The organism is Paenibacillus sp. PAMC 26794, assembly GCF_000316035.1.
Classification (GTDB): Bacteria; Bacillota; Bacilli; order Paenibacillales; family Paenibacillaceae; genus Paenibacillus.
The window spans coordinates 16186-29901 of the sequence record NZ_ANHX01000021.1 but is presented as its reverse complement, the minus strand read 5'-3'; the positions used below and the strand labels follow the sequence as shown (position 1 = coordinate 29901).

Below are 13716 nucleotides of genomic sequence, written 5' to 3'. Positions count from 1 at the left end.
ATGTTCTCACGGTTACATCAACAGATCACATAGGGGTGAAGGGTAACATGGTAGGTTTAGTTAAAGGTTTCAAAGGGTGGGCGATCACATTATTGCTCATGGGTCTGGTTATTTCAGGATGTAGTACAAATACCGCTACGAATGCGGAACAGACTCCTGCAACTGAAAGTGCAGCTTCTGGAGAAAATACTACTGAAACCGAGACAGAGCCTGCTACACGGGTTGTACAGGATGAATTTGGAGATGTGACGATTCCGGTTCAACCACAGCGGATTGCTGGAATATATGTGGAGGATTATCTGAAGGCGCTCGATATTACACCTGTAGTGCAGTGGTATCATCCTTTGTGGGGTGTACAGGATTATTTAGGACTGGATGTTCCGCAATTTGACACCACAGGGAGCATTGAAGCTTTGTTGGCATATGATCCGGATCTCATCATTGTAGATGGTGGAGTGGATATGGAGAAATATGAGATGTATTCCAAGGTGGCACCGACGTATCGCTTGCCTGAGAGCGTATTGCAGGATTCGAATCAAATTTTGAAAACCATTGCCGATGTTGTGGGTAAACCGGAAAAGGGTGAAGAAGTTGCTACGGCATTCGGAGCTAAGGTTGCAGATGCTAAGGCGAAGTTGCAGGAAGCGGTTGGAGACGAGACCGTCGCAGTTGTCCGGTTGAATGTTAACGATGATACACTGGCGTTGTTCGGTGTGAAGAATCGATTTACCGGATTTATTTATTCGGAGCTTGGTCTAACACCTCATCCTCTGGTTAGCAAGATGGAAGAATATCAGGAAATCTTGTCTGAGGAGGCCATCCCGCAACTTGATGCGGATCATCTTATTATTTTCCCTTCCAATGGAGAATGGTCATCCCCTGAGAACAAGGAAGCTTTGAAGGTACTTGACAGCAAGTTGTGGCAGTCGCTTCCAGCGGTTAAGAACAATCAGGTGTATATCATGGAAAGAGCACATTGGCAATCAGGTGCGATTACAGCAAATTCCATGAAAATTGATGATCTGTTGGAAAAAATGACTCCATAAGTGAATCAATTTCATAAGACCTTAATCCATTTTTAGTGAGTCATGAAATTGATTCGAGCATGATCCCATAAGAAAGTTCTTCAGCCAGGGTTGAAGAGCTTTCTTTTTTCGTATACACTATTTTAAATGATAATAATTCTCAGTTAGGACGATGAACATGTGCTACACGATAATACAACTCATTCCCAAGCCCTGGCTATGCACGCTTCTGCATATGGAATACGTAGATCACCATCAATCTCATATCGATAAACGTTTGTAATACAGAATGTCGTCTTCACACGCTATATTCGTTGTAACGTCTGGGAAAGGTTCAATAGTTTGCTCAGATCGGGAATCTCATCTGGAAAAAGGAATGATTATGTTTGTTCCATCGGGAACATCTATTAAGATAGAAGGCTCTCCTTGGACAGAAAGTGAATTGCAGTATTATAAGCTTGATCTTATGGTGGCTGAGTTGAAAGAAGAGACTTCAAACGCTTTGTTTAGAAGAAACACGGAGGAGCAGCAGGGACTTTCCCAAAGTCCAGATTCTCCGACATTATTACCGCTTATGCAACTCAGCTACAGTCCGTGGAGTTCTTGTCTGGAAGCCTTGGAACAAATACTGCGTCAACAGGTCACTGGCGATTGGCTGGAGCAATGGGAGGTACAGCTTCGTTTCCAGGAGTGGTTCCGTGCCTTGCTTCGCCAGAGTGCCCCCGAAACAGAAGTACCTGATGACCGTGCCCGTCTTCAAAGTTCAATTCGTTATATTGGCGACCACTACGATCAGACGATAACCGTGGATGAGCTCGCGGCAGATATTGGTCTTACCAGAGCTAGCTACACTCGGCAATTCAAAAGGATTACGGGCAAGCTCCCGCTTGAATATGTAAATGCGGTTCGGCTTGAACGCTCGAAGCAACTATTGCAGCTGACGGATGATCGCATCCATGAAATTGCACAGAATGTGGGATTTAGCAGCGAGTATTATTTTGGTCGCCGATTTAAGCAATACTCTGGTATTTCACCTGGGTTATACCGCCGTCATCACCGTCAAGAGGTTCGTGTCTTTGCTCCGTATCTGGAGGACTTTGTGTTGGCTCTTGGCGTAAAACCCGTACTGCAATGCTCGCATCATTCTTGGGGGAGACAGCATTATTTGGGATTGGATGATGTACCTGAATTTGATGTGAGCCAGATGGATGCACAGTTTAATCTGGGCAATGTACCTGATTTTATCATGCTGGACAAGGGATATGATCGATGGAATCTGGACCGCTTCGAGCAGGTAGCACCTACGTTTTACGTGGAACATCTGGGAGAAGATTGGCGCTCCATTTTGAGATCGACCGCCGATGTATTGGGAAAGGTGAATCGGGTTCAAGATGTAATTGGTGCGTATGAGGACAAGGCAATGGAAGCTAAGAGCCGGTTATCACGTTATATGCGTGGTCAGACGGTGGCATTTTTGCGTATATCCGCGTCTGATATTACTCTCTATGGGGATCAGCAGGGCTATGTCGGACCTGTAATTTATCAGGATCTTGGACTGACTCCGCACTCCCGTGTGCAGCAATGGACAAGACACGAGCGGAGGATTTTCATTGGATTGGACCAGTTAAGTCAGCTTCATGCGGATCACTTATTGATTACATTTGACACTGGAAATTCGACCAAACCTGGAGTTGAGCGCGAACTGCTCGATAGGGATGAATGGAAATGTCTGCCTGCGGTGAAGAACGGTAATGTGTATGAGGTGGATTTCATGAGTTGGATGAACTACGGTGTGATCTCTCATGGGAAGAAGATTGAGGATATATTGCGGTTTATGGCTTGATAATGAATGGTCTGTGAGATGTTTTTCGAAAAAAATCAAGAAAACCATATGACTTTCAAAGCTATCAAAATTTTGTGATGTAATTCACAGGCACTCTATGAATCTACTGGTATTATCCTTTTCGTTAATCTATAATCTGCTTGTTTAATAGACTAAATAAAGGAATTTTAATTAGATTGAGGAATATATTATAACAGATAGGATATAAACTAAAGGAGCAGATCAATGATAAAGGATAAAATTCCATTATGGTTCTGGTGTATCTCGATAGTAGTTGCCATTATGTTAGTATTCAACTTGTTTCAAGTAGATTCTCGTATTAACATGCTTGCACTAGGCATTCTAAATATTGCTAATGCCATTCGGATGTGGAAGAAATATCGAAACTCAGCAATTATGTTTTTGGTAATAGGTGTTCTTGGTACAGTTTTATTTTTCAAATATCTATTTCAATAATCATCTTGAAGCTTGACCGTCATTTATATGGCGGTCTTTTTCGTTTTTAAAAATTAAAACAGTGGAGGAATTATAATGAGCGACAAACTACAAAATAGCAAACAGGCTGGATACAACATCGGAGAAAAGGAAAATATTTATAACCATCCATTTTAATGTATAATATAGGAAAAATAGAATTGGAGAATAGAGATCCTATGCAGAAAAAAATCTTGGCCGTACTTTTAGTAGTAGCTGTTATTGGGATGATTCCTGTTACAGCAATATCGACGACTACGGTTGCCGAGTCGCATGAAATTTCGGGTGAAGATCTTCCTGAAAGCTTACGATATGATTCTAACCATCCAGATATAATTTATGTGAAGGATTGTGGGGTCTTCGAGAAAGTGGATTCGAGTTTAGTAGATTACGGCGAAGAAGAAGTTGTGTTCGATGATATACAAAAGGTAACAGATAAAACGAATGTAATTGTTGCTTATGATGCAACTTACATCAAAAAAGGTGAATGGGAATAGCTAATTCATTAGATTTACAAGCGGGAAGCGGAAAGGCATCATATGCCATTGATAAACATGACAACAACAAAGGACCTTTTAAGAGTCGGAAGGATTATATCCTGTTTGATCGGGTGCTGACGTTTGAGGTAAGTGAATACTAAAAAATGTGAAGTTCCTTCAGCTTAGGCTAAAGGGGCTTCTTTTTGCTTCACAGTGATAAATGAGCCAATACAATTACCCGAAAGGCTTGTTTCATCTTATTTTAGTGTAGCGTTTACAAAAAAACAGGATAACGAGCACAAAATGCAAAAGCGAATGTCCTTGACTGAAAGATTACGACATACCATTAGAATGAAGGCTGATCTGTAACGCAGGGATTGAAGTCTTCAAGCATAGCCATGAATGGCGGATGGGAGAGCTGTAATGACAAAACGGGTAATTCTGTTGGAAGAAGGTACGGCAGAGATGAAAGGGCTAATGGGCAGTAAAGGGGCTGATCTTGCAGAGCTAATTCATGCAGGATGGGCTGTCCCGGCCGGATTTGTAGTCACAACGGAATACTGTCGCGAGTTCTGTACCCGTCTTGGACATCTTTCCGGTGAAGGAGAGGAAGAGATTGTTAACGCGATCCGGCATCTGGAACAGCAAACCGGGAAGTTCTTCGGACATTCGGAGAACCCGCTATTACTCGCGGTACGTACCGATCAGGATCTAGCATCAGCAACTGCGACACAATCACTGCTTAATGTTGGTCTGAATGATGCTACTGTGGAAGGACTCGCACATCAAACCGGTGATCGGTTGTATGCACTCCAATGTTATCTAGATTACTTAAAGGAATATGGACAGCTGGTATATGCAATTCCGTCTGAATTTTTCACAGAAATATTAAGTCACGTCAAGGGCTGGGATGAAACGGAACTTGAATTAACCATTACCGAGTTTAAATATTTAATCGAAGGGGAGGGGCGTAATCCTTTTCCTCAAGATGTTCAAATTCAATTCAAAGAAGCAGTACGTGCGGTATATCATTCACAGCGTATTAAAGCATCCAGATCTCAGGACGAGATCATGCGTAAATCATATTACATCTCTTCGGAGCAAAGCGCTCCTGTTCTTATACAGACGATGATGCATGGAACATGCGGAGACTCAAGCGGGACCGGAACAATATATACGCGCAACCCACTTACAGGAGAAAAGGGGATTACTGGACAGTACGTCTCAACTGGGAACTCCCATCAAACGGATCACGGTCTTGAGCGGCTAAGGAATGACGAACCTGAGCTGTACACAAGTTTGCTGGAGATAGGTAGCCAGTTGGAGACGCATAAGGGAGAAGTGCAGGAAATCACCTTTGTGATTGAATCCGGCGCGTTGTATGTTGTACAGACCCAGCCCGCACGATTATCCTCAACAGCCACACTGAGGAGTACTGTGGATTTTGTCCATGAAGGACTTATCACCAAGGAGGATGCACTTCTTCGCATCCAACCTGGGCATATCACTGAAGTGTTGAAGCTTTACACAAATCCTAGTTCTATCAGCGAAGCGAACAATGGACATCTGCCCGTACAGATCCAGCCAGTAACTAATGATGAATGTCCAGCTTATAACAACTCAGATTCACTTTTATCATCAGATCTGCAACTACTGCTCAATTGGGCTGATGAAGTGAAAGAGCTGAAGGTACTGGCCAATGCTGATCGACCACAGGATGCCCTGACATCACGGCTACTGGGGGCTGAGGGAATAGGTCTGTGCCGGACGGAGAACATGCTGTTATTACCTGTGCGGTTACCATTTGTACAAAAAATGATCCTGGCAGACAGTGAATGCGAACGCAGGCGTGGTTTGGAGCGTCTGTTACCGATGCAGCAGTCTGATTTTGAACAGATATTCGAAGCGATGGATGGATACCCGGTAACGATACGTTTGCTCGATTCGCCGTTGCATGAACTGTTACCGGATCTGGGAGTGTTGGAGAAACGACGTGAGTGGTTACAAGCAGAGGAGTGGCAGGAGCAAGAAGACCTTCAGATTGAACTGGAGGAACTGGAGCGTGTAATTCGCAGAGTCAGTGAATTGCATGAACATAATCCTACATTGGGGCAACAGGCTTGTCGGCTGAGTACGGTGTTCCCGGAGATCGTTGATATGCAGCTGGAAGCGATATTCCGCGCAGCGGTGAAAGGCATCCGGCAAGGCTGGTGGGTACGTCCCGAGATTATGATCCCGCAGATCGGTCATGTGCATGAACTTCAGGTGATGAGAGATCTGGTGGATCATGTGGCTGACCAAGTGCTGGGTGATGAGAAGCGGCATTGTCTTTATAAAGTGGGGGCGATGATCGAAGCTCCGAGAGCGGCGCTGACGGCGACTCACATTGCTCGCCAGGCTGACTTTTTCTCGTTTGGCACGGATGAGCTGACAGAGATGACGTTTGGATATAGTCGCCATGAATCCGAGAAGCGATTCATTCAACTGGATACGGACTCTCGTACGGTAACGAATAATCCATTTCATGTGCTGGACATTGAGGGAGTTGGACAACTGATTGAGATGGCTGTAGTCCAAGGTCGAATTCGAAAACCTCATCTGAAAACAGGGATCTGCGGAGAGAATGTGGTTGATCTGGAGTCCATTACGTTCTGCCACCGTATTGGAATGGATTACGTAACCTGCTTGCCTGAACAGATTCCTTATGCACGAATTGCAGCTGCACAAGCAGCCATTAAGGGACAGAGAGAGGGCGCGAACACTCAGAATGCAGATATATCCACAATTGCATAACACTCACCCTGTCCTACACGGAACTTCCATGGAATAGCAACCAGAAAACTGTTATACTGAAATATGAGTTTTGTAAAAGGAACGTAAAATTTCAGGGGTAAGGGTTGAAAGCGACCATGTATAATTCCAAAAATGAACGAACTTCATCACGGACTTTATTCGCCGTGTTATTCATTCTTATGTTGCTGAAGCTGTCATTGTTGAGGTATTTCTTTTTCCAGGGTCTGTCCAGCATTGGTCTGATAACCGACGCATTAGGTGCATTAACGTTGGTATGTCTACTGGATCTGATCGTGCCCAAAGGCTGGAAGCGAGCAGTATACGGAGGATTCAATATTTTGTTTTCTCTACTTCTGTTCTCGGCAACGCTGTACAACGTTCATTTCAGTTCGGTGCCTACGTATACCGTGCTAAGTGAGTTGGGTCAGGTTGCGCAAGTGCGGGGCAGTATCGGACCACTGGTACGACTGGAGCACTTTCTGTTTTTTGCAGACATCGTATTGGCATTGCCAATATGGTTGATTATGCGCAGACGTATCGGCGCTCGTAATCGCAGCAGTTACCGCGATAGCGGTTTGACGTTTGGCAGAATTCGCAGACGTTACTGGGGCAAGCTCGGCGTTGCGCTTACTGCCGCATTCTGCATCGTAATATCTGGTAGTTTTATTGTCAAAGGTGAAACGATTGATAACGAGCTGGTTCGCGCCGAGAATCTCGGCTTCTTGAACTACCAGGTATCGTCGGCCATTATGACAAGCAAAGAGAATGAGGCCATTGCGAATGGCAACATTAACGAAACGATTGCCAAGATCAATGAGCTGGTTAGCCAGTATCCGTATCAGGATAAACCGAGTGACGGTACAGCCGTGAAAGCCAAATATTTTGGTCAGGCCAAAGGTAGTAATCTGATTGTTCTTCAACTGGAGTCCTTTCAGAATTTTCCGATTAATGCTTCATTGGACGGTCAGGAGTTAACACCGGTATTGAATGATCTGGCGAAAGAAAGCTATTATTTCTCTCATTTTTTCCAACAGATCGGACAGGGAAACACATCAGACGCTGAGTTCATGTCGAACACGTCTATCTATCCAACCGGAGTTGTTCCCATGTCAGCAGGGTATAGTGACCGTGAACTGCCGAGTCTTCCCAAGTTATTAGGAAAAGAGGGATATGAGTCCGAGACGTACCACGTCAATGACGTCACCTTCTGGAACCGGAACAAAATGTATCCGGCACTCGGATTCACTCGTTACTTCGACAAGCCCAGCTTCGAGAATGACAGATTCAATGACTTTGGACCATCAGATGAAGAGTTATACCGTGTAGGTGTGGAAAAAATGACTGCGCATCAGGCTGCGAATCAGCCGTTCTATGCTCAGTTCATTACGGCATCAAGCCACTCGCCGTTTACAATTCCCGCTGATCGTGCACGAATCACGATTCCAGCGACCATTACGAACAAACTGCTTCACGATTATCTGCAAGCGATCAACTATACGGACTATGCCATTGGTCAACTCATTAATGAGTTGAAGGCGAACGGATTATGGGATAACACAACGTTAGTGCTCTACGGAGACCACTTCGGTCTGCCTGCTGACGAAGAGATTACACAGCAGATTCAGGCCAATCTGGGCGTCCCTTATGACGGTAAAGTAAGTCGATTCAACATTCCGTTAATGATTCATACGCCGAAACAGACCAAAGGGCAAGTGATTGAGCAGCCAGGCGGTCAGTTGGATATGTTGCCAACGATTATGAACCTGATGGGTGTTTCCCTTCAAGATGAGAAGTTCACTGCCTTCGGACATGATCTGCTCAACATGGACCACAATGCCTTCGGTATCCGGTATTACTTGCCAACGGGTTCATTTGTCAACGATGACATTATGTTTATCCCGGGTGCGGGCTTTGACGATGGAACAGCCTATTCGCTGAAAACATACGAGCCGGTAACGGATTTGGAACCGTATCGTTCCGATTATGAACATGTGCTCAGCCTGATGAAACTGTCTGACGAGTATGTGAAGTTGTTACCCAAACGTGCACCATAAATCAATTTTTCTGCAATAGGTTAGATCAAAACGTCACCAGTTCAAAAGCTGGTGACGTTTTTTTGCATGTTTCTTGCACAAGTGTGGTAATAAAGAGAATAACTAAAGTTTGAAACTGTAATAATTAATGTTACAATGGAATGAGCAAGAATGAATTGAGCAAAAGCGCGTAATATTCGCAGATCTCATATTCACAGTACTTATGAACCTAACAGACGAGAGGATTGAATATATATGAAACTGAGTGTACTCGAACATGGACATATCAATGAAGGACGAACTGTACAGGATACGTTACAGGAAACGGTGAAACTCGCACAACATGCGGATCAATTGGGGTACTCCCGTTTCTGGATGTCGGAGCATCATGGTAGTGGGGCGCTGTCTTTCTCCAGTCCTGAAGTTATGATTGCACATGTGGCTGCACATACGGAGCGAATTCGCGTAGGTTCCGGTGGCGTTATGCTACCTCATTATAGTGCCTACAAGGTTGCAGAGAATTTCCGTCTGCTGGAAGCTTTGCATCCGGGGCGGATTGACCTGGGGATTGGCAGAGCACCAGGTGGCATGCCAATTGCCAGCAGAGCTCTGAATGAGGGGAAATCATCGAATGTACAATTCTTTCCGCAACAGATTGCGGATTTGGGCGGATACTTCCACGAGCAGTTGCCCGAGGATCATCGGTTCGCATCTCTGGTAGCCGGACCATCGGTTCCAACGGTACCAGAAGTGTGGTTGCTGGGTTCCAGCTCCGAAGGTGCGAGAATTGCTGCAGCGCAAGGGACGTCGTATGCGTTTGCCCAATTCTTCGGAACACCAGGCGGTGAAGAAGCGATGAAACATTACCGCAGACATTTCAAGCCGTCCATCCTGAATGACAAACCACATTCAATGATTGCTGTCTCGGCATTCTGCGCGGAGACAGAGAAAGAAGCCGCTGAACTTGCGCGCAGCAATGAACTTTTCTTCTTACGCCTTGGACGAGGTCTTGAACAAAGTTCATTCCCATCTCTGGAGACGGTGAACAACTATCCATACACAGCCATGGAGATGGAACAGATTCGTCAACGTCGTTCCTTTTCCATTGTGGGAACACCGGATCAGGTGAAAGATAAAATTACCGCAATGGCTGAACGCCATGAAGCAGATGAAGTCATTATCGCGTCAGCGGTCCATTCGTTTGAAGCACGTCTGCGCTCATTCGGCTTGATTGCAGAAGCCTTTGGACTCAAGCAGGACTAATGGTGAGCAAGCGGGAATAACTACTCTAAACAGACTGGAATCTTGCTCATGCAAGGTTCCGGTTATACTCTTGCGTGATCAGGGAGAGGAGAGATTCACATGCGCAGATGTGTCATTAGTGATATTCATGGCTGTTACGATGAATTTAATGCACTGCTTAAGCTTGCAGATTATAATCCGCAGCAGGATGAATTGATTTTACTCGGTGATTATGTGGATCGAGGTCCAAGCAGCAAACAGGTCATCGAACAGATTATGCAGCTTCAGCAACAGCACCATATTATTGTGATCAAAGGCAATCACGATGCCATGATGGTCAAGGCATTAACCCAGGATGTTGAGCAATATGATCAACACTGGATCCGTAATGGTGGATTAAAGACGATGGCAAGTTATCTGGATCTGGAGCTTACTTATGATGAGCAACAGATAGATTGGGAAGCTTATGCTGAAGCCAAAAAGTGGATACGTACACACTATGAACACCATCTTCGTTTTCTGGAACAACTTCCGCTGGTGTACGAAATTCCGGGTTATATTTTTGTTCATGCCGGGATCAACCCGGATATCGAGGATTGGAGAAGCCAGTCCGAGCGGGACTTCATTTGGATTCGTGAATCATTCTATTCCAGACCAACGACGATTAGAGAGACGGTCGTATTTGGACACACCCCCGTGAAGCATTTGCATGATGAGACAGGTATTTGGTTTGACCCGAGCGGAGACAAAATTGGCATTGATGGTGGTTGTGCCTACGGAGCGCAATTGAACCTGTTGGAGATTAGCGAGGACGGCAGTCTACAGACCTTTTTTGTACGGCAAGGGCAGAGTGCGGAAGAGCCTGAGATTTAATATTTTCGTTGCGTATCAGAGTTTCGTATGCTAATTCATAAGGTTGTACGATGGAATAAATAGGATACATACCATATCGACTTGAGGGGAATGAACCAAGTTTGGCTATTTTCCAAAAAGACTTGCCTGAGAATGATTTGCAATTAATTCGCTGTAAAGGGATTGGAATTAAGCCTTATTAGCGCTATAATCAGTAAGGGTATGATTAAATATGACATGTATTATTCTAAATCAGAATTGACGGAGGGCTATGAATATGGAAAAAGCGTTAATCTTCGGTCACAAAAATCCCGACACGGATACGATCTGTTCGGCAATCGCCTATGCGGATCTCAAAACAAAATTGGGTCAGGACGTTGAAGCTGTTCGTCTCGGCGAAGTCAATGGTGAAACCCAGTTTGCTCTGGATCAATTCAAAATTGCGGCACCACGTCTGATTAAAACAGCTGCAAATGAAGTAAACAAGGTTATTCTGGTTGACCACAACGAGCGTCAGCAAAGTGTAAGCGATATTGAGGAAGTGACTGTCGTTGAAGTTATCGACCATCACCGTATTGCTAACTTTGAGACAAGCGGACCTCTGTATTTCCGTGCAGAGCCTGTAGGTTGTACAGCAACCATTTTGAATAAAATGTACAAAGAAAATGGTATTGAAGTGAGTGCGCCGATTGCTGGTTTGATGTTGTCTGCCATTATCTCCGATTCCCTGTTGTTCAAATCCCCGACTTGCACAGAGCAGGACGTAGCTGCTGCGCGTGAACTGGCTGCCATTGCTGGTGTAGATGCAGACAGCTATGGTCTGGACATGCTGAAAGCCGGCGCGGATCTGAGCCAAAAAACAATTGCTGAACTGATTTCCCTGGATGCAAAAGAATTCGTAATGGGTCAATCCAAAGTGGAAATTGCACAGGTTAATGCCGTTGACGTGAATGATGTTCTCGTGAAGCAACCTGAGCTTGAAGCAGCCATTGATGCAATCATTTCCAGCAAAGGTCTCGACCTGTTTGTATTTGTCGTAACAGACATTCTGAACAACGATTCCGTTGCTCTGGCATATGGTACATCCACCAAAGCGGTGGAGAAAGCCTACAATGTAACGCTGTCTGATAGCAGAGCTATCTTGAAAGGCGTTGTATCACGCAAATCACAAATTGTACCGGTTCTGACGGAAGCATTCAACACGCTGTAAATCAAGCCGATTGGCGTATTTGTACGCTTATATGTATTGCAAATAGTAGCAACACCATCCTAGCCTGCTCTGATCCGTAAATGGTCAGGACAGGCTTTTGATGTAGAGGAGGAAGAATCATGATCAAAAATGAAAAGATCAAAGCAGCTGAAGTGCAGCTGACCGGCCTGAATGGTGAAGATCTTGGTGTGATGTCCACGCAGGAAGCACTTCTACTTGCGAAGCAGCATAAAGTAGATCTGGTGTGCTTGTCCTTGATGACGAGTCCACCACCGTGCAAGCTGATCGGAGCTGGAGCAGCCAAAGCGGAAGCGCAGCAGGCGAAGAAAAAAGCGAGTAAATCCCCCGATAAACGGAAAGTAAAAGAAATTCGTTTAAACCTTGCGATGGAGGATCATGACCGGGATACGAAGCAATCTCAAGCGGAGCGCATTCTGAAGAAGGGTGATTCGGTAAAACTCGTCATCCAGGTGCATGGAGCCAAAGAAGGAGTTGCAGGCAAGGAGTGGGCTGAGCAACTGAGCAAATCGCTGGCTGAATTCGGTAGCAAAACGACAGGTGTTCAGGTAAGTGGTAAACAGGTTGTTGTACAACTAGACCCAATTGCCTAAACTGTCGTAAGTGACCACCCATGTAACATAGAGCTAAAGCAGTATGAATAGAGTGATTTCTTAATGATATGAGGAAAGCCCAATGAGATAGCAGGCTAACTGCTGCTTCCATTGGGCTTGTTTATCATCATTCGGCTGCAGATCTAAGTCAGTTTAAAGCGCAAGATGGATCCGTCCAGTAGTTCAGCTGCGTAAATAACGGCTGCCACCAAGTCGTACATATAACTGCCCGGGTAATACAGGCGTAGAACCAGCGGTCATGTTATTCTGACTGTTCTTGGCGAAGCGGGATAAATAAAAGAAGTCCGGATAGATAACCATATCCATTAAGTAGGCGGAGACCCGGCTACCTGGAATGCGGAACTGATTCAGGGTACGTATAATATCTTCGCCGCTTGCAATACCAATGCCATGTCCGTAATACCAGTTTTCCCGAAGCATAATCGTATTCTCTCCCTGCCATTCGGGGGTTTCGGGAGAAACATCCGGGTTTTTGAAATACAGTACATCCCCTGGCAGGGCGGTTTCGCTACCGTTTTTTTCGGTTAACCGCAGGTCGCTGTCATAATGCCAGTCAAAGAGTAACAGATTTCGAAACAGGGAATTAAAGGCGTCTTCGCGAATGCTTCCCAGCACCCCACCATACAGCACAATGACGGTGGCTGTTGCACATTCAAAGGCGTATAAGTGTCCATTCCTCCAGATATCCCGGATGCCCTCGGCGGGGGTCACGTTTGATTTTAGCTCGAACCCACCTTCCGCATTACGATTCCAGTAGGCAGGATTACATCTGGATTTTTCAAAGGATGCAAAGCTCACACCACTTCGATCCAGTCCTTCCGCGGCATCCACGAGAGATCCCCTCAAGTCCCATTCAAATCGAAGATGATCCATGGATTGATACACATACCTCGTTGGACGATTCTGGAGTTGCTGTAACCAATACCATTCAAAAGCAGACCATTCCGAGCGTACCAGTTCGACGGGTTGATTTGCGACAATGATCATGATCCATAACCTCCGTTCCTATTCGAATATTCAACATTGTATAATCGGGAGAGCACGGGTATTGTGTAGTATATGACGTGATGTGTTCGAATTGGTATGTACACAATGAAAGTTGCCAGCATCCAAAATTAAAAATGTCGATTCAT

10 protein-coding genes and 1 pseudogene are annotated in these 13716 nt (G+C 45.1%); 10 read left to right on the top strand and 1 reads right to left on the bottom strand.

Annotation, left to right across the window (positions count from 1 at the left end):
• Positions 1-47: 47 nt before the first annotated feature.
• The 10 genes and pseudogenes from D829_RS0110860 (at position 48) to infC (ending at position 12562) form a co-directional block, all read left to right on the top strand.
• Complete coding sequence (locus D829_RS0110860; protein WP_017688912.1) at positions 48-1046, top strand: ABC transporter substrate-binding protein; 999 nt, start codon at positions 48-50, stop codon at positions 1044-1046.
• Between the two features lie 361 nt (positions 1047-1407).
• Complete coding sequence (locus D829_RS30840) at positions 1408-2868, top strand: AraC family transcriptional regulator (RefSeq protein WP_051153935.1); 1461 nt, start codon at positions 1408-1410, stop codon at positions 2866-2868.
• A gap of 653 nt (positions 2869-3521) precedes the next feature.
• The gene (locus tag D829_RS0110840; protein WP_152417008.1) at positions 3522-3839 is read left to right on the top strand and encodes a hypothetical protein; all 318 of its coding nucleotides are present in this window, start codon (positions 3522-3524) and stop codon (positions 3837-3839) included.
• A gap of 17 nt (positions 3840-3856) precedes the next feature.
• Positions 3857-3982, top strand: a pseudogene (locus tag D829_RS34015) (galactose oxidase); the annotation flags it as partial.
• A 262-nt stretch (positions 3983-4244) separates the two neighbouring features.
• The gene (locus D829_RS32415) at positions 4245-6614 is read left to right on the top strand and encodes a putative PEP-binding protein (protein WP_017688907.1); all 2370 of its coding nucleotides are present in this window, start codon (positions 4245-4247) and stop codon (positions 6612-6614) included.
• 104 nt (positions 6615-6718) lie between these two features.
• Positions 6719-8668 carry a sulfatase-like hydrolase/transferase gene (locus tag D829_RS0110825; protein WP_017688906.1) on the top strand — a complete coding sequence of 650 codons (1950 nt, stop codon included), beginning with the start codon at positions 6719-6721 and terminating at the stop codon, positions 8666-8668.
• A gap of 234 nt (positions 8669-8902) precedes the next feature.
• Complete coding sequence (locus D829_RS0110820) at positions 8903-9910, top strand: LLM class flavin-dependent oxidoreductase (protein WP_017688905.1); 1008 nt, start codon at positions 8903-8905, stop codon at positions 9908-9910.
• 99 nt (positions 9911-10009) lie between these two features.
• A complete protein-coding gene (locus D829_RS0110815) occupies positions 10010-10762 on the top strand; it encodes a metallophosphoesterase family protein (protein ID WP_017688904.1) in 753 nt (250 codons plus the stop codon).
• Positions 10763-11018: 256 nt separating this feature from the next.
• Positions 11019-11951 (top strand): manganese-dependent inorganic pyrophosphatase, encoded by a 933-nt coding sequence (locus tag D829_RS0110810; protein ID WP_017688903.1) that lies wholly within the window; start codon positions 11019-11021, stop codon positions 11949-11951.
• A 119-nt stretch (positions 11952-12070) separates the two neighbouring features.
• Positions 12071-12562: a translation initiation factor IF-3 gene (gene infC, locus D829_RS0110805; RefSeq protein WP_017688902.1), complete on the top strand. Its 492-nt coding sequence runs from the start codon at positions 12071-12073 to the stop codon at positions 12560-12562.
• 183 nt (positions 12563-12745) lie between these two features.
• Here the strand turns inward: infC and D829_RS0110800 are convergent, their stop codons facing one another.
• Positions 12746-13570, bottom strand: a complete 825-nt coding sequence (locus D829_RS0110800) for a protein-glutamine gamma-glutamyltransferase (protein WP_017688901.1) — start codon at positions 13568-13570, stop codon at positions 12746-12748.
• Positions 13571-13716 lie beyond the last annotated feature (146 nt).